Here is an 18,770-nt window from a genome sequence, read left to right on the forward strand (position 1 = left end):
TATGCCCTCATTCCATCACAACCGTAAAATATCATTAAATAGTGCAATTCCCATTATTACCATTAATAAAAAAAAGCCAATACGAGAAAAACGCTCTTGTGCTTTATTTGATAAGGTTCGCCCTCTTATTTTTTCAAGTAATAAAAAAACAAGATGTCCCCCGTCTAATATAGGTAATGGAACAAGATTGATAACTCCCAAACTTATACTTATAAAGGCTAGAAAATATAAGTAAGAAGTAAAACCATAACTTGCTGTTTGCCCTGCGCCTTTTGCTATTGTTATTGGGCCAGATATATGTTCTAGACCAATAACACCCGTTACTAATTGATAAAGCGAACGAATAGTTAACTTTGTAGTTAACGCCGTTTGCGCTATACCTTTATTAAACCCTTCGAAAAAACCATATTGCACAACTTTTACATCAGTTGTAGGATATAATCCCGCAACACCTTCCCCGTTTTTTTGAACGGTTGGCACGAGTGTAAGATAAATATCTTTGTTTTCCCGATTGACCTTCAACATCATTGTTTGAGCTTTTTTAATCGTGTTGGAAAAAACCTGCCAATTTGTATATAGCTGATCATTATAACCAATAATTTTATCGCCAACACGCAAACCTGCACGTTCTGCTGCCGAACCTGATACAATTTTACTCACAATTGGATAAATTTCCACCTCTTTAGGAACAAAACCAAATGCGGTAATAGCTGAGTCTTTTTCTATATCAAAATACCAATTGCTAATATCTACACTTTTCTTAACTTCTTTTTTTTGATCACTATTATTGGCACCATCAATATAGGTGAAAGACATATCAGTCTTCCCCATTAGAGAGATTAAAGCCAAGTTTACATCTTGCCATGTTTCAATTTTGATATTATCAATAGTTTTCAATTCAGCACCAACTGGAATTGCTATAGTGGAAGCAGGTGTGTTAGGTATCACTTCCTTTATTTTAACAGGATAAACATTTACACCTATTAAAAAAATAATCCAATAGCTTATCAAAGCTAACACAAAATTAGCAAACGGACCTGCAAAAATAATTGCAGCCCTTTGCCAAATTTTCTTTTGATCAAATGCCAAGCTATTGCTATTGCTATTGCTATTGCTATTGCTATTGCTTGATAATGCTGTTGATCTGGTATTTAACATTTTAACATAACCACCAAGTGGAATCATAGCAATTACCAATTCTGTTCCACTTGAAAATTTATGTGACCATAATTTTTTACCAAAACCAATTGAAAAACATTCAACTTGAACCTTACATAAGCGAGCAACATAAAAATGCCCAAACTCATGAATAGTAACTAGTATACTAATCGTAATAACAAATAATAACAGTGACCACAGCAAAATCAATCTCCATTTATAATAAATAAAAAGATAATGTAGTAAAAACAGGAACAGCAGCAGTTAAACTATCAATACGATCTAAAATTCCACCATGACCTGGAATTAAGTGACCACTATCTTTTATACCTGCTTCACGCTTAAACATGCTTTCAGTTAAATCACCTAAAACCGAAACAAAAATTGCCGATAAAGAGCTAATAAAAAATGTACTAAATGTCATATCAAATAAATTAAGTATATAAGCAATGATACTAATTATGATAGCCACACTTATACCACCAATAAAACCTTCTATGGTCTTACCTGGAGAAACTTTTGCAGCTAATTTTCGTTTACCAAATGCGCGTCCTGCAAAATAAGCACCTGTATCTGTTGCCCAGACCAACACAAAAACATAAAGTAAGCAAACTGCACCAGTATAAGAATTAGACATATAGTTAATTGCTCTTAGTTCAATCATTCCAATAAAAAATGGCACTATCGTAAAAAAAGCAAATAGTAGCTTTATAAAAGTTGAATGAATAACCGTTGAATCACTCCAGTATTTGGTTGTATCTGGATAACTAACCACCAAATACAAAGCAATTAGCCACCATATAATTGATAAAAATAAAATCACAGTGTATAGCTTTATTTTTAATTCAACTGAATTTGGGATCAAATAAAGTATAGTTAATAAAACAACGATTGAAAGAGCAAATATTAATTTTGAACGTTTTTTAGTAATATGAAGAAACTGAGCCCATTCCCATGCAGCTAATCCACAGACCAAAATAATAGTTAGAGAAAATACAGATAAAGGAACAAAAAAAAGAACGACTATGACAAGTGGAATAAGCACAGCTGCAGCAAGTATACGATGAATTAACATAAATGATCCTTAATTGCGAATGCCACCAAAGCGTCTCTCTCTGGCATTAAATGCATTGATTGCTTCATCAAATAAAGTTTGGTTAAAATCAGGCCATAAAGTATCGGTAAAATAGAGTTCAGAATAAGCAATCTGCCATAACAAAAAATTACTGATTCGATATTCTCCCCCAGTACGGATAACTAAATCAACATCAGGAAATTCTCCCATACACATTATTGAAGCAAAACGATCTTCTGTTACTTCATCTAAAGTGATCTCACCGTTAGTCACTTGGGTAGCCATTTTTTTTGCCGATTGCAAAATATCCCAACGCCCACCATAGTTGGCGGCAATATTTAGTACTAAACCTGAATTGTTTTTGGTTAAATTTTGCGCTTGAATAATCATATTTTGTAAATTATCACTAAAACGAGATATATCACCAATAATATTCAAGCGAACATTATTTTTATTCAAACTTTTGATTTCTCGTTTTAATGCATAGATAAAAAGGGAAATTAGAGCGGAAACTTCATTGGGTGGGCGCCTCCAGTTTTCACTGCTAAATGCATATAAAGTAAGAACTTTAACTTTTAAAGTTGCCGCGTAAGCCACAATTTTCCGTACCGTTTTTAATCCTGCCCGATGACCAACAGCGCGTAACTGGTTACGTTGCTGAGCCCAACGACCATTACCATCCATAATTATAGCCACATGACTTGGAATACCTCTTTTTTGTGTCATGCGATATCTCGTATTGTATTAATCATTGTATTAATTATATCATCTTGGTCAATCAACGCGTACCATAAACAACAATTGTCTTGCCATGAGCTGAGATTAAATGCTGATCTTCAAGCATTTTTAAAATTCGCCCCACCGTCTCACGCGAACAACCAACAATTTGACCTATTTCTTGGCGTGTAATTTTTATTTGCATACCATCAGGGTGTGTCATAGCATCAGGTTGTTTAGCAAGGTTTAAAAGCGTTTGCGCAATACGCCCAGCAACGTCTAAAAAGGCTAAATTACTGACTTTTTCAGATGTGACTTGTAATCGACTTGCCATTTGACTGGCAAGATGCATTAAAATATCTGGATTGACTTGAACAAGCTGTTTAAATTTTTTATACGAAATTTCTGCAACCTCACAACTTGTTTTGGCTTTAACCCAAGCAGTTCGCTCAGTACCTTCTTCAAAAAGTCCCAACTCGCCCAAAAATTGATTTTGGTTTAAATAAGATAAAATCATTTCATTACCTTCATCATCCTTAATCAATACTGCTACAGAACCTTTTAAAATGTAATAGAGAGTTTCTGCTTTTTCGCCTTGATGTATAAGAGTACTCTTAGCTGGATATTTATGAATATGGCAATGAGATAAAAACCATTCTAACGTTGTATCCGATTGCTGTTTACCAATCATTATTCCCACCTCTCCATTTAATTTACAACAATAACACTATAACAAAGTTACACAATAAATTATATACAAACAATCATTTTAACCATTATTTGATTGGCTTAATATCCATTGTTTCGTGCAATTGCGACCAAAAAATTGCAACAGAGCCATTAATTAATTGCAGTTTAACTTCATCAACCTTTTCTTGTAGTGATTTTTCTTGTAAACCGTAGTCAGTACCTTCGCGTAATACAAAATATTCAATTAGATTAGTTAATGTTTGTGGATCGAGGTCTTGCCAAGGAATAATCATATATTATAACAATAAATTCAAATTATAATTATTTTATAACAAAGCTTAGATAATATAAAGCATACAAAGTAATGCTTCATCACTAACAAAAAAACCACTCAAAAGAGTGGTTTTTGATAGCAACATGGCTTAACTTACTTTGTTCTAACTGCAAGTTTATAACCTTGAATACCAGCCTTATAATCTGTTGAGTACAGGCTATTATGCTTAGCTCCAGAATCTGAACCTAATAAGATAGCATCGTTAACCCCTACTTTATTATATGCGCCAGATAGAGCAACTGCATCTGCTGCGTTTACTCCCTCATATGCACCAGTTACGTACCATTCATAAGTATATCTTGAGGTATAATCCCCATTATCTGCTGTATCCTTCACTACTACCGCAAATTTTTCACCATATTTAGGACTAACCGCTGTAGTTGCATAATCAACGGCTTCTTCTAGATTACCAGCTGCATCTAACTTGTAAATATAGACTTGATACGAATCAGATTCAATTGGTCCACGACCAGGGTGATTAGGATCAATCTTACCAGGACCTGTTGGATCTGTTGGGTTACCTGGGTTGTCTGGACCTGGACCCGGGTTAGTCGGATCAGTTGGCGTTACATCTGGAGGATTACTAGCAAAAATATCACTTACAGTTATCCATTGGTTTGATAGAGGGTAACCAAAATCTGTTCTTTCTAAAATTTTAAAACCAATTTCAGTTTTACCAGCAAAATCGTTAGTAATAGCGAATGAAATTTCACCTACTCCGTCATTATTATACGTTGCACTGGCTGTTACAGGTACAGTAACCCATTGATTATTTGTATCTCTAACAAAAACTTTTAAGGAGTCTTTTATTCCTGAAGTATCTGTATCACCATCTGCATCGATCAATTTATATTGAATGTGAATTGTATCGTTAACTTTAAGCGTGTCGTTGCTAGTAAGAAGACGGCCATCACGTTTGAAAGAGACCGCCATTGTATGCTCTGCTGATGAGTCGTCAGCTTTCATTACAGGTGCATTACCGGCGATAACTGCTTGGGTTGTCCCACCTATTGCAAATGCGCTACTTGCTGCATAGCCAGCCAAAAGCAAGCCTAACGCAACTTTTTTTACTGTAAAATTTTTCATGTTTAACTTCCTATTTTTCTATCAATTAACATGTTGTATTTATATAAATACACCACTTTTACTGGTGTTTCCTTTTGATTAACGATATGGCTCGGTAATCAAAATTCTTGTTCTATTACAAGACAGTTACTTGTAATTTAAATCCTTGATCGCCTGCACACGCAGAAGATGGTGCCGAAATTGGGCTGAAATCTAATAAACTGGTTGGCGCATCTGCTACAGCTTGAATACTAGTGCCTGATGTTGCATAACTGTCATTTATCCCCCTTATTTTGTAAGGTGCATCTTTACCCATAGCAACGTTAAACCATGGTCCTTTAGGATGACTAATAACATCATGTTCCAATAAAGTCGCATGAGTACCAGGACAAGCTTTATCATTTGAACCAACTAATGACCAAATAACAAACGGATCAGCAATTGGTGTATTGTTTGTGGTAAACGCTTTAACATAGTATTCATGACCAACTAACCATTCTTTTGGTCCTGCTGGGGTAAACTGAAGTATAGCCCCTTCACTTTTAGCAACTAATGTTCCATCTGCCTTCCAAACTTCAATGTAACCTGATTTACCGCCAGAAAAATTAACAGCAGCTTTATTAAATGATGAACCAAAACCGTATTGATCTAACGAAATTGAAAAATCAACTATTCCCTCAATATTTGAAGCCACATCTAAAGTATAACTGTCACCAATCACTTCTATACCCGCAGCTGTTGATGCATCAGATGACACTTTTTGACCTTTTGCAACTTTTTCAAATGATTTAACAATCACGCAAGGTTTTTGTTCTGGACACTCGTTCACATCGCCCGATGTACCATTAATTAAAGCTATTTTTTCACCGTTACTCGTTGCAGTCCATAACGCTGAAAATTCATTAAATGTTCCCGGTATACGATCCATTATTTCATTATCACTAAAGCCATCTACATCATCAAATGAGTTGACTGAACCGTTATCTACCTTTGGCTTAACAAGCGTTGCCAATACTGTCAAACTACTTAAACCATCAGCTCTTTGAGTCGCCAAGGTTGTTTTATTCCCTGAACTATCAACTGCCCAGACGCCAACTTTACGCATTGCTGGATCGGGCAATACCTCAAAGCTGACTGCATTAGATGTTGCGGATTTACCACGACTATCTGTAACTGATACCGATAAAGAATATTTACCATTTGTGCTCACTGGACGACGTTGACCATTTTGATCAACATAACTTGGTGCAACAATTTGCCAGTTATTGGTATCAGTAGGAGGATTAAGCCATGAAGAAGCAGAACATGCCCCTGCTGCTGCACATAAAAAACCACCTCCAGCATCAATTTCTAGCATATCACCAGACCATACTAGGCTTGATAAATCCTTAGCATTATGAACACTAATACTTAATGGATAAGTTTGTCCTTCGATCAATTGCGTTTGTTCAAGCCCTAGATCGACAGACATTTTCTTTTCTTTATATTCAAGAACAATATAGTTATTACGGTCAACTAAATCATAACGGCTACCCTTTAAAGAACGAGCTGATTGAACCATATCTGGATCCAATTGATCTTTTAATGGCGTGCCTATACGATAGTTCATCGTTAATTCTGCTTTAGTTGCCTTTTTATTATCTTGACCACGTTTATGTTCAGCTTTAATCGTGAAAAGAGGAACTGGCGTATAATCAAGACCAACAGTAATAGCTCTTGGATCTTTTTGTAGATTATCTTTACCAAATAAAGCTACTTTATCACCATAGTATTGCTCATACATCAGTGATCCGCCTAAATGCGGATATTGTGGTAAATACCCTTGGAAGCGAACATCAAATCCCCTTGCTGCACGTTCTAAGTAATCATCGAAATCCTTAGAATCTTTCCAATCAGATAATGGATGATAATAGTTAACCGCAAATTTCATGTAATCACTCCACGCTTCAGCACCAATACCTAAGCGGTTGTGATCACGCTGGAAATCATGATCAAAAAATACGTTATAACCAAGTAACCATGTTTTATCAGCAACATCCCAACGTTGACCAATACCAAAGTTACCTATACGGCGCTTATGCTCATATTCTTGAAATGATATTTGGCTAAATATTAATGTATCTTCAGAATCATATAATGGGCTAAATAATTTTAGGTTAACGTTATTAAATTCCCCTTTATCACTCAGATCAAATTGCAACTGAGCGGTACCAAAACGCCCTAAAAAATCCTGTACAGCATTACGAACTGGATCAACAACTTGGCTTTTAACTCCATTGCGTACATAACTTTCGGCGTAATCTCTACCTTTATTTTTTAAATGCCCTGATAAACCACCGTTGTCTGGCGAAGTGATTTGCTTCCAATCCTGACTAGCTAAAGTTTGCAAAGTTGAAGCAATTTGCGTTGAAAGTGCATCTTTGTCTTTTTTTACATCATAGTTATCATCTGAACCAAGCTGAGGCAAATTAACATGTTTGTCATCTTTGTCATCTTTTATTTTAATTGCCGGCAATAAAGGAGAGTTTTCAGGCAAAACAATGCGCTCACCGACATTAACAACATCTTTTTTATCAAAACGCCCTGCGTTCATCGCACGTAATTCTGAAATAGAGATACTACTTAAAAGCGCAATCTGATAAAGACTACGTTGCTGATTATTAATCATTTCACGAGCTTTTGAGCCATCTTTTAATTCAATTATCACATTGCTATCTACAGGACCTTGCGATACCTGAGCATCAGTAGCATAAGCAGATTGCCAACTTAATGTGGCAATTACAAATGCAGAGATAATTGTTAAATTAAGATTCTTTCTCATCTTAATAGTCCTTATATTCCACCGACAATGCCCATAACATAAAATTTATAGCCAATATCAATTTATCTTTATTAAATATCAATGTTATTATTTATTAATATATTTTAGAGCACGGTTTCTTCTTTTGTGCTTTACATTTCTTTACAAAGCTTACTTAAGTTTTGCAATTCTATTACAAAAAAGTCATTTATCAAAATATTTTATTACTTTTTTTGATCTTTTTTTATTAGTTTAGAATTTCTTTATATAATTCAATTTATTAATTTGTATTTTTTTGCTAATTTCATTACATTTGATTATATCTTTATGAAAAACAATGATTAAATAACGCCCATATTTTACGTAGAATGACATAAAAAATGTTAAAAATAATAAGCTAAAAATACTATTTCAATAAAAACTTAAATTTTGGGATTAGGTCTTTATGTAATATTTCTGCTCTTTTACAACAGCTATTGTTGTTTTATTGTCCTTCATTATAAATCTCTAAGTTTTCAGGCTCTTTAGATTCTGAAGATTTTTTACTTTCAGTTCTTTTTTGTTCTAATAATGACAAATAGTTATCATCAATCCCTTCAGTAATATATTTTCCATCAAAAACAGAACACTCTAAATGATGAATATTAGGATTTTGCTGTGTAATTGAATCAATTAAATCAGATAAATCTTGAAAAATAAGTTTATCAGCACCAATATCTTTTGCTATTTCATCAACCGTTCGATTATAGGCAATAAGTTCACTGGCAACAGGCATATCGATCCCATAAACATTGGGGTGTCTAATTTCTGGTGCAGCGGATGCTAAATAAACTTTTTTGGCACCAACTGAACGCACCATTTCAAGAATTTCCTTTGAGGTTGTGCCACGAACAACAGAATCGTCAACTAATAGTACATTTTTGCCTTCAAATTCAATACGATTCGCATTGAGTTTTCGTCTTACTGATAATTTACGTGTGCTTTGTCCTGGCATGATAAAAGTGCGACCAATATAGCGATTTTTAACAAATCCTTGGCGATAAGGTTTGTTTAAAATACGTGCTATTTCAAATGCCGCATCGCATGATGTTTCGGGGATAGGGATGACAACATCAATATCAATATCTTTCCACTCTCTCGCTATTTTTTGCCCAAGCTTTTGCCCCATCAAAATACGCGATTGATAAACCGATACACCATTCATTAATGAATCTGGTCTTGCAAAATAAACATATTCGAAAATACATGGGTAATATTGAGGATTGTTAGAACATTGTTGAGAATATAATTGGCCATCTTGAGTAATATAGATGGCTTCACCTGGCTCGACATCGCGCATAAATTCAAAATCAAGAATATCTAATGCGACGCTTTCAGATGCAACCATGTATTCGACTTTTTGATTTTCAAGAGTACGTTTGCCTATCACTAAAGGGCGAATCCCATAAGGATCACGAAAAGCAACAAGACCATGACCAATAATCATCGCAACACAAGCATATGCGCCTTTAATAATATTATGTACATGATGTATTGCGGTAAAAATATTATCTGCGGTTAGAGGATAAGTTGGGAATTTGTCGAGTTCGTGAGCAAAAATATTGAGTAAAACTTCAGAATCAGAATTCGTGTTGATATGCCTTCTTGCTAGCTCAAATACTTTATTGCGTATTTGTTCAGTATTGGTTAAATTTCCATTGTGGGCAAGAGCAATACCATAAGGTGAATTAACATAAAATGGTTGCGCTTCGGATGGATTGGAACTACCTGCTGTTGGATAACGGATATGCCCTATGCCCAAATTACCTTGCAGCCGTTGCATATGATGTTCTTGAAACACATCTCTAACTAAGCCATTTGCTTTGCGTAAACGAAAGCGATTTTGATTATCAATAGTCACAATCCCTGCGGCATCTTGCCCTCGATGCTGCAAAACAGTCAATGCATCATAGATCGATTGATTAACAGTACTATACCCTACAATACCAACGACACCACACATGCTATAGTTACCTCGATTTATTGTACTAAAAAAGAAGAAGACTGCTGTATAAAATCAAAAAACCAACGAATAATAAAATGAAAATGTGGAATTAGCTGCGATTGCACCCAGTAAGGTGATTGCGATAACGGTGTAAAAGTATCAACTAAAAAGAGTATTGCAGCAACAACTAAAACTCCACGTAGCACACCAAAACAGATACCTAATATGCGATCAGTGCCAGATAATCCGGTTTTTTGAACTAATTGACCAATAACATAAGACACTATCGCACAAACCAATAGTGTAGTAATAAAAAGGAGAACAATAGCTACTGCAATACGTATTATATCGCTATCAAAATAAGTTAAATAATCGGTAATATAGATATAAAATCGGCTGGAAATAAAAAAAGCTAAGATCCAACTAATTAATGATAATGCTTCTCGTATAAATCCTCGCACAATGCTAATCAATGCCGAGAATGCAATCACTCCGATAATCGTAAAATCAATCCAATTCAACATAATAATTCACAATTTTATATTAATAATATTTTATTTTAATTACTGTTTACAACATAAAAAAACGATAGCAACCAATAAAACAGAACTTAATTAGCAACGATCATACCTTTTAATTTTGTTAGATTACTTAAGTTAATAATGACTTGTTCTGCTTGCTTTTTATTAGCATATGGGCCAACCTGTAACTTAATTAACTGATCAGGTTCAGGCTTTTGTGGTATTGTTCTAACGTTATAATTATTTAACCTTAATAATGCAACTAATTCTTCTATTTTTTGCCTATTTTTCAAAGCAGTAAGCTGGATCATATAAGGTTTAGGTTCTTGTTGCGAAGTTGAAGAATTAGCTATCGTTGTTGAAGTGTCGATATCAACAATATCTGGCGAAACAAATGAACTTGGATTTTGCTCTGAGTCTGATATATAAGAATCTTTTGACCTATCACTGGTTAAATTGTCATCAAAATCATCTGGGGATTCTACTTCACGGTTTTGCTGAGTAATCACTTCTGGTTGCAAAATAGGTGTTGTCGAAGTTCGTAAGTTGGATTTATCCGTTATAATGGAAGGGATAATTGCTGCGATAATAAGCAATAATGTAGCAAAACCTACAAGGCGATTCCTTACTTTATTTTGGTTTTTGGGGCTAATTTTTTGATTGTTCACCATATTCAATTTCACTTAATGCTCTGTTTCAGCTAAAACCTCTGATACCGTATGAAATGAGCCACATACCACAATAATATCATCCTCTTTAGCATCTTGAATTGCTGTTTGATAAGCAGTAGAAACTGTATCAAATGTTGATATATTAAGCTCACCTTTACTTAATAAGTGCTGTTTTAATACTGCTGCGCTACAACCTCGCTCACCATAAAGTGAAGCGCAATACCATTTATCCCCTTTTAAAATGGACAACGTACTTTTAATATCTTTATCTTTAAGCATACCAACAACAAATCTAACTTCACTAATACTTGGATATTCCATTTTTAGTTTTTCCAATTGTTGTGTTAAATAGCCTGCGGCATGTGGGTTATGTGCGACATCAAGGATCACAAGAGGCTTTTTTTGAATAATTTGAAAACGCCCAATCAATTTAGATTTTGCCAAACCTTTAGTTATTTGTTCTTTGGTTATTTTAAGTGATGAGTAACTTAAGGCAGCAATTGCGGTTGCGGCATTAGCTAAAGGAACATCGGCAATAGGTAGATTGTCATATTGCTTTATTGGTGATTTAAATGTCCAAGCATCTTCGCTAACTTGTTGATAGTGCCAATCGCCATTGACCGCATGGATAGGACAACTGGCTAATTTAGCTGCATTTAAGATGGATTCAGGTATTTCTGGCTCGCCTACAATAGCAATACTTTTAGGCTTGAAAATACCTGCTTTTTCTCGTCCTATGCTTTCACGGGTTTCCCCTAAATAATCAACATGATCAATGCCAATTGTGGTAACTACGGCTACATCAGCATCAACAATATTAGTAGCATCAAGCCTCCCACCAAGCCCAACTTCTAATATAACAACATCTAATTTTGCTTGTTTAAATTGATAAAGCGCAGCCAATGTTGCATATTCAAAATAAGTAAGCGATATATCGCCTCTGGCTTTTTCTATTTCTACAAAGGCTTTTATGGTGTTTTGTTCACTTGACTCTTGATTATTAATACGTACACGTTCTGTAAACCGTAATAAATGAGGTGAACTATAAACGCCAACTTGTAAGTTAGCCTCAAGCAATATCATTTCAAGAGTTCGGCATGTTGTGCCTTTGCCATTAGTGCCTGCAACGGTAAAAACATAAGGTGCAGGTTGTAATAAATTTAGGCGTTTAGCTACCGTTTTGACTCGTTCTAAACCCAAATCAATAGTTGTAGGATGTAATTGCTCTAAATAACAAAGCCATGTACTTAAATCGGACATGGCGTTGGGTTGTTTGTTTTGCATACTCAATTAAACTGTCTCGTTTAGAGTAACATCATTAAAAGGATCCGGCTGTTTCATCAGTTTTGTTATTAAACTGGCAATCTTAGGTCGCATATCTTTACGATGAATAATCATATCAATGGCGCCTTTTTCAAGTAAAAACTCACTGCGTTGAAATCCTTCAGGCAATACTTCACGTACAGTTTGTTGGATCACTCGTGGCCCTGCAAAGCCGATTAACGCTTTAGGTTCAGCTATATTAATATCGCCTAACATTGCCAAACTTGCCGATACCCCTCCCATTGTGGGGTCGGTCATGACTGAAATATAAGGTAAGCCTTCATCTTGCATTTTGGCAAGAATAGCACTGGTTTTTGCCATTTGCATTAATGAAAATAATGCCTCTTGCATTCGTGCTCCACCGCTTGTTGAAAAACAAATTAACGGACATTTATCGGCAATAGCTTGTTCCGCTGCACGAGTAAATAATGCACCAACAACAGAGGACATCGATCCACCAATGAAAGAAAACTCAAAACAAGCGACAACGACAGGTGTACCAAACAATGTCCCCTTCATTACCACCATTGCTTCTTTTTCGTGAGTTTCTTTTTGTGCAGCAGTTAAGCGATCCTTATATTTTTTAGTATCTTTGAATTTTAAGATATCTTTAGGCATAAGATCTGTGCCAATTTCGACATCTGAACCATCGTCTAAAAAGCGGTATAAGCGCACACGGGCGGGAATATGCATGTGGTGATCGCATTTTGGACAGACTTCTAAATTAAGATCCAGTTCAGCCTGATAAATAACTTGCTCACAGTTACTGCATTTTGTCCAAACACCACCAGGAATATTCGCCTTTTTATGATCTGACGATATATTATTTTTACTAAGAATTTTTTCAATCCAGCTCATTATGATTCTCTCATTCTGGCACTCTTTACAAATTTCGGAGTATTGTACAATACTTTGTACTAATTCTTAATAGTTGTTTTTATTTTTATCTTATTTTGTAAATAAATTTTGCTAGAAGACATAACCTTTAAAGAAAAATGTGAAGCTAAATCTGTCATTAAAGTCAAATTAAATGCAATTGATGTGCAAGTAGGCTGTTTTAGTTAATGTAAAAAATATCATTTATTGCTTAATAAATATAATAAATATGACCAAAAAAAAATATTAGTATATAATTAGTAGAAGTTTATTTTCCATTTTTCAGATAAGGGGTTATAGATGGACAAGGAAAAAGCAAGCGCATCGTCATTTCAAGATGTATTAGAATACATTCGTCTATCACGTCGTTTAAATAAATTAAAGCGTGAAATATCAGACAATGAAAAGAAAATTCGTGATAACCAAAAACGTGTACTCTTACTTGAAAACTTAAGTGAATATATTAAACCTGATATGACTTACGAAGAGCTTCAAGCAATTATTGCGAATATGAAAAGCGATTATGATGATCGTGTTGATGATTATATTATTAAAAATGCCGAAATATCTAAAGAACGCCGTGAAATAAGTAAAAAAATGCGTACTTATCGATCAAATTAATATCTATGTTTTTATAAGTAGCGTCCTTTTTAGTTATGGACGCTATTTTTATAGCATGAAATCAGCCTCCAGCTAATTTTACTTTGAATCCTTTTTCTTCTAACAATGATTTTAGTAAATCTCGTTTATCACCTTGAATTTCAATAGCACTATCTTTAACTGAACCACCACAACCACAGCGCTTTTTTAATTCAGCAGCTAACTGTAATAATTGTGCATCGTCTATCTCAAATCCGGTAATTACACAAACACCTTTACCTTTACCTTTACGGCCTGAAGTTTGTCGCTGAATTCGAATAATGCCATCTCCCTTTGGACGTGAAATAGCTGGCTTTGTCGGTTTAATTCGACCTTGATCGGTTGAATAAATAATCGGGTTATCAGACATAATTTAATTAACTCTTACTTGTATCAAGTGTGGCCAAAATTGTTTCTAACGCTTTAGCTGGATCTTCTGCTTGAGTAATTGGCCGTCCAATGACTAAGTAATCAGAGCCAGCAGCTTGAGCACGTTGAGGTGTCATAATACGGCGTTGGTCATCAGGGTTACTACCCGCTGGTCTAATACCTGGTGTCACTAATTTAAAGTCACTACCTAAACGCGTTCTAAAACTTTGTACTTCTTTTGCTGAACAAACTACCCCATCAAGTCCACAATTTTTAGCTAGCATAGCTAATTTAGTTGCTTGCTCTAAAGGCGATGCATTAATACCTATTTCTTGTAAATCGGTCGATTCCATGCTGGTTAATACTGTCACAGCGATTAATATTGGCGCATCTTTACCATATGAATAAAGAGCATCTTTAGCTGCTGTCATCATGCGCGCCCCACCACTCGCATGTACATTGGTCATCCATATACCTAAATCAGCCGCAGCAGTTACGGCTTTAGCAACCGTATTTGGGATATCATGAAATTTAAGATCTAAAAAAACGTCAAAACCTTTTTGCATAATTTGCTTAATAAATTCGGGACCTGCGTGTGTAAAAAGCTCTTTACCTATTTTAAGACGACAATCTTTTGGTTCAACACGATCAATAAAATTCCACGCTGATTTTACATCTGCAAAATCAACAGCAATAATAATAGGTGATGGCATAACTTATTTGTTCCTTTTAATCAAAATTTTTAGCTATTTTTTCTAACAAATTCATTCAAATCAGCATAAAAGATACGAGCACTTTCTTTATATCCTTTTAATGTTTGGTGAACTAAATCTGCACGCGCAAGTCCACGTTTTCGCCACTGCTTAATAGAAAACTGACCACCCATTGCCACTTGCCAATCCCAAAATAACGTTTTTTCAGATTTAGCAACTTGCTTTTGAATAGTCATTATCTTTGCAAAAGATTTAGGCATATTTTTTTCATTTGCCATAGTGTCTGGGGGTGTCATTATTAAAATAGCAGCATTAGGCAATGTTTCGCGAATCATTCTGATATTATTCACTAAATTTTTTCGATATTGATTACTGTCTAATGTTTCATCAAAACTTTCATTGGTACCATATGCTAGGATCACTAAATCACTTTGCGATACAGCAAGTTCTTTAAACCAGTTTTTTCCCCACTTTTGCCAAATGGTTTGTTTAGCGCCATTAGTCGCAATGGGTGAAACAACAACACCAGATTGTTGATTACAAGTTAACCAAATACCACCCAGTTCCATCTCTTTTTGGCCTTTGATAACTAAAGGCATTTTAGATAAAACCGATGCAGTTTGCCAAACCTTTGGGGTTGGTGTATAGCTGAAGTTAATTTTATTGTTATTAGCATCATAAAGCGATAGTAGGTTTGAGTTGTTTTTTAGTGTTTTAAAGGTCAATTTAACTTGCCAATTTTTATTGCAAGATCCTCTTGCTGTAATTTGGACAGTAGCAGAATCTTTAATGGGTTTAGCAATAAAACCACCCATGGGAAAATCAAGATTACTTAAAGTTCGGCTACTTAGCATATCCCAATCTCTAGCTCGCCATGTAACCGCTGCATGGCTTTGCCCTTTTATCGCTATAGGCGTTATCCAACCAATACCTGCGTTGCCATACTTTTTTTGCATTAATGTTCTAAATTCACCAGTAAAAAAGTCGGCTGCCACATGTGAATCGCCAAATTGAGTAATATTGATTACTCGGTTAGTTTTTTTATGATCCGCTAACGAGTTCAAACGCGCTGCAAATTGTTTAGCGTTAGGATCCCCAAAATCAACAACAGTAGATGTTTTACTTTCAGCTACACTACAACCAGTAATCGTTATTGCAATGAGGGCTATAATATATTTTAAAAATTTAATCACTATGGGTGTCCTCTAATTCTTTATAAATTATTTTTTCCATAATGGCCTTTGCTAGAATTTTTTGGCCTGTTGGCGTAAAGTGAACACCATCATCAACCCTTACCTTAACTTTTGCTTTATTGCTTTCTACGAAATTACTAAATTTTTGATACGTACATCCCAATAAATCATTTGTCATTAAGAAATGTTGTTGGACTTTTTCTAATTCGGACTGATATAAATTATTTAGATAAACCATCGCATTATTTAATTTTGGTTTGCGCATACAAGGCGCTGCCAGCCAAAGTATTTGAACATCATGCTCTATGGCACTATTTAAAATAGATTCAATACGCAAACGGTAGTGTTCTTCCCACAAGTCGGATTGGAATTTAGCATATTTGACATAGCCTTTAACTGGAAAATCCCAAGGATCATTTGCGCCAAGAAAAACAACAAGCAATTTAATTGAAGGATCTGCAATTAGATTATCACTAATTGTTTTTGGCCAATCAAAAGCACTCGGATAAGCAAGCCCAGTGCTCTGTTTGCTCAAATCAAGGCTTTCTATTTTATACTGCTTGAATAGCATTTTTTTAACATATGGTGCAACACCTTGCATTAAAGAATCACCAGCAAAAAACACCTTATCATTGCTTGTTAATATAATGGGTTGTGGCTCAACTAGTACTGTGTCTTTTTGTGCTTTTTGATTTTCATCTTGCTGTGCTAAGTCTGTTTCGGACACGTTGTCAGTATTGACTCTTTGTCCACTTTCAAGTTTTGCATTCTTTAAAGCATCAATTGTCTTATTTTTAGCATCTTTCACCGCAACATCAAGCAACTGAGAAAACGGAGGAAGTATTTTTATTGATATATATTTTTGAAAATCCTGTTCGTCATCCTTGCTTGTTTCAAGCTCTTGTATCAAACTTTCTTGGTTTGCAAGCGTATTATTATTCAACAAATCGGTATGATACACTTGCTCGCAATAAATCAATATTGATTTGTAGTAAATAGCTATTAACGCAATAGCGGTAACAAACATTATCAAAAATACATAGCGAGTAGACAAAAGATTGCTAGTAACAACAAGAGATGAATTTGTTTTCTTATTTTTTTTACAATCTTTTTTAAGCGTATTTTTATGCTGTGATTTATTACGTTGCCGTTTCAAATTCGGTTTGGATTTTTTATTATTTTTTGAAAACGATTGTGTATATATTTTCATAATTAAGCATCATTAAAAATTAGCGTAAATAAAGTTTGGCATTCCTGATGGTGCAATATAAATCGTCAGCCATAAAATCAAAATAAAAACTAAAGGTAAATAGTAATTCGGCATTTTAGTCAACTGCAAAATAAACCACTCAGTAAAATTTTTACACATTGGGTAGGCAAGGTAGATGACACAAATAACCAAAAATGCCCCAGCATGATGCGGTTCTATCAAGAAGTTATGCGTTAATGCTGTCAAATAATCTACAGCATCAGATAAACTTTCACTATTAAAAAACAGCCATGTAAAACAAATATAGTGCCATGTTAATAACCGTGCCATCAGTGGCGAACGCGCGGTTATCCAACCTTGCCCCAAATAACGGTCGCCAATATTAAGTACCACAATACCAATACCATGACATGCCCCCCAAATAATAAAATTAATGCCAGCACCATGCCACAAACCCGATAATAACATGGCTAACATGACATTAATTTGAGTGCGTATAAATCCTCGACGACTTCCGCCTAAAGGAATATAAATATAGTCACGAATCCAACGTGATAAACTAATATGCCAACGTACCCAAAACTCTCTCAAATTTAATGACAAATAAGGAAGATTAAAGTTGATTGGTAAGCGAAAACCTAATAATAAAGCAATGCCAGTAACTAAATCAGTATATCCAGAAAAGTTTAAATAAATTTGTATTGCATACGCATAAAGGCCAACTAATAAATCAACCACACTAAATTCTAGTGGGTTAGCAAATATAGGTGTAACCCAATGCTCATTAACTAAACCACCTAAACAGTAAACCTTTATCACAGCTAAAATAAGTAGCGTAAATGCGCGAAATGGCTCTAAAATTTCACGCGGTTGATTAACATTAATTTGAGGTAGAAAGTCTTTTGCTCGGTTAATAGGGCCTGCAATAATACTTGGAAAAAAGGACAGAAATAAGGCAAAATCCCAAAAATTAGCAACAGGTAACTCCTGATTTTTTACTGAAACTAAATAACTTATTGAATGAAAGGTGTAAAATGAGATCCCAATAGGGATTAATACCGTGATAGCGGGAAGCAAAATCGGTAAATCTAATAAATTAAACAGACCTTGTAACTCGTAACGGAAAAAATCAAAATATTTAAATAATGCTAGATTAATTACAGATACGCATAACCCTAAAATTAACCATCGCTTGGCATGACGTTCTGATGCTGCGATCATCACAGAAAAAAAATAGATTACACAGGTATAAATAAAAAGGATGAGTGAAAATCGCCAGCTGTAACTACCAACAATCAGGTAACTTACAACTAAAAGCAGAGTATTTTGTGTTTTGGGTGATAAGCGACAACCCCAATACAAGGCAAAAAAAGCGATAAAAAGTAAACAAAATTCAATAGATAAATAACTCACTACGATCCTTTTAGCTTAA

Annotated in this window: 18 protein-coding genes; 1 reads left to right on the forward strand and 17 read right to left on the reverse strand. The window is 34.8% G+C overall.

Annotated features, from left to right (window positions below):
• Nucleotides 1-15: 15 nt before the first annotated feature.
• From rseP to accD, 12 genes are all read right to left on the reverse strand, one after another.
• A complete protein-coding gene (rseP, locus tag A9G45_RS13125) occupies nucleotides 16-1,362 on the reverse strand; it encodes an RIP metalloprotease RseP (protein ID WP_176701616.1) in 1,347 nt (448 codons plus the stop codon).
• Between the two features lie 13 nt (nucleotides 1,363-1,375).
• A complete protein-coding gene (locus tag A9G45_RS13130; RefSeq protein ID WP_065566871.1) occupies nucleotides 1,376-2,233 on the reverse strand; it encodes a phosphatidate cytidylyltransferase in 858 nt (285 codons plus the stop codon).
• Nucleotides 2,234-2,242: 9 nt separating this feature from the next.
• Entirely contained in the window at nucleotides 2,243-2,959 is a 717-nt protein-coding gene (locus A9G45_RS13135) for an isoprenyl transferase (protein WP_065566872.1), read from the reverse strand.
• A gap of 52 nt (nucleotides 2,960-3,011) precedes the next feature.
• Nucleotides 3,012-3,644, reverse strand: a complete 633-nt coding sequence (gene crp / locus A9G45_RS13140; RefSeq protein ID WP_065566905.1) for a cAMP-activated global transcriptional regulator CRP — start codon at nucleotides 3,642-3,644, stop codon at nucleotides 3,012-3,014.
• An 82-nt stretch (nucleotides 3,645-3,726) separates the two neighbouring features.
• Nucleotides 3,727-3,933, reverse strand: coding sequence for a YheU family protein (locus A9G45_RS13145; RefSeq protein WP_065566873.1), 207 nt, complete (start codon nucleotides 3,931-3,933; stop codon nucleotides 3,727-3,729).
• A gap of 134 nt (nucleotides 3,934-4,067) precedes the next feature.
• Nucleotides 4,068-5,018, reverse strand: a complete 951-nt coding sequence (locus A9G45_RS13150) for a hypothetical protein (RefSeq protein ID WP_141673702.1) — start codon at nucleotides 5,016-5,018, stop codon at nucleotides 4,068-4,070.
• Nucleotides 5,019-5,175: 157 nt separating this feature from the next.
• Nucleotides 5,176-7,860: an inverse autotransporter beta domain-containing protein gene (locus A9G45_RS13155; protein ID WP_065566875.1), complete on the reverse strand. Its 2,685-nt coding sequence runs from the start codon at nucleotides 7,858-7,860 to the stop codon at nucleotides 5,176-5,178.
• A gap of 463 nt (nucleotides 7,861-8,323) precedes the next feature.
• The gene (gene purF, locus A9G45_RS13160) at nucleotides 8,324-9,841 is read right to left on the reverse strand and encodes an amidophosphoribosyltransferase (protein WP_065566876.1); all 1,518 of its coding nucleotides are present in this window, start codon (nucleotides 9,839-9,841) and stop codon (nucleotides 8,324-8,326) included.
• A gap of 17 nt (nucleotides 9,842-9,858) precedes the next feature.
• Nucleotides 9,859-10,344, reverse strand: a complete 486-nt coding sequence (locus A9G45_RS13165) for a CvpA family protein (protein ID WP_065566906.1) — start codon at nucleotides 10,342-10,344, stop codon at nucleotides 9,859-9,861.
• Between the two features lie 89 nt (nucleotides 10,345-10,433).
• Nucleotides 10,434-11,015 (reverse strand): SPOR domain-containing protein, encoded by a 582-nt coding sequence (locus tag A9G45_RS13170; protein ID WP_065566877.1) that lies wholly within the window; start codon nucleotides 11,013-11,015, stop codon nucleotides 10,434-10,436.
• Nucleotides 11,016-11,027: 12 nt separating this feature from the next.
• Nucleotides 11,028-12,299: a bifunctional tetrahydrofolate synthase/dihydrofolate synthase gene (gene folC, locus A9G45_RS13175; RefSeq protein ID WP_065566907.1), complete on the reverse strand. Its 1,272-nt coding sequence runs from the start codon at nucleotides 12,297-12,299 to the stop codon at nucleotides 11,028-11,030.
• A 6-nt stretch (nucleotides 12,300-12,305) separates the two neighbouring features.
• A complete protein-coding gene (gene accD / locus A9G45_RS13180) occupies nucleotides 12,306-13,196 on the reverse strand; it encodes an acetyl-CoA carboxylase, carboxyltransferase subunit beta (protein WP_065566878.1) in 891 nt (296 codons plus the stop codon).
• Nucleotides 13,197-13,514: 318 nt separating this feature from the next.
• Here accD and tmaR point away from each other — a divergent pair, with 318 nt between their 5' ends.
• Complete coding sequence (gene tmaR, locus A9G45_RS13185) at nucleotides 13,515-13,835, forward strand: PTS system regulator TmaR (RefSeq protein WP_065566879.1); 321 nt, start codon at nucleotides 13,515-13,517, stop codon at nucleotides 13,833-13,835.
• Between the two features lie 61 nt (nucleotides 13,836-13,896).
• On the opposite strand, the gene yciH is transcribed toward tmaR, so the two are convergent.
• From yciH to A9G45_RS13210, 5 genes are read right to left on the reverse strand one after another with little or no spacing between them, the layout of a single operon-like run.
• Complete coding sequence (gene yciH / locus A9G45_RS13190; protein ID WP_065566880.1) at nucleotides 13,897-14,223, reverse strand: stress response translation initiation inhibitor YciH; 327 nt, start codon at nucleotides 14,221-14,223, stop codon at nucleotides 13,897-13,899.
• Nucleotides 14,224-14,230: 7 nt separating this feature from the next.
• The gene (pyrF, locus tag A9G45_RS13195; RefSeq protein ID WP_065566881.1) at nucleotides 14,231-14,935 is read right to left on the reverse strand and encodes an orotidine-5'-phosphate decarboxylase; all 705 of its coding nucleotides are present in this window, start codon (nucleotides 14,933-14,935) and stop codon (nucleotides 14,231-14,233) included.
• 29 nt (nucleotides 14,936-14,964) lie between these two features.
• On the reverse strand, nucleotides 14,965-16,128 hold the full coding sequence (locus tag A9G45_RS13200; protein ID WP_065566882.1) for a GDSL-type esterase/lipase family protein: 1,164 nt from the start codon (nucleotides 16,126-16,128) through the stop codon (nucleotides 14,965-14,967).
• Nucleotides 16,121-17,338 (reverse strand): SGNH/GDSL hydrolase family protein, encoded by a 1,218-nt coding sequence (locus A9G45_RS13205; protein ID WP_065566883.1) that lies wholly within the window; start codon nucleotides 17,336-17,338, stop codon nucleotides 16,121-16,123. Before A9G45_RS13205 ends, A9G45_RS13200 begins: the two co-directional genes overlap by 8 nt.
• 12 nt (nucleotides 17,339-17,350) lie before the next feature.
• The gene (locus tag A9G45_RS13210; RefSeq protein ID WP_065566884.1) at nucleotides 17,351-18,751 is read right to left on the reverse strand and encodes an MBOAT family O-acyltransferase; all 1,401 of its coding nucleotides are present in this window, start codon (nucleotides 18,749-18,751) and stop codon (nucleotides 17,351-17,353) included.
• Nucleotides 18,752-18,770: the final 19 nt, after the last annotated feature.

It is taken from the genome of Gilliamella sp. HK2, from assembly GCF_001690265.1.
Classification (GTDB): Bacteria; Pseudomonadota; Gammaproteobacteria; order Enterobacterales; family Orbaceae; genus Gilliamella; species Gilliamella apicola_C.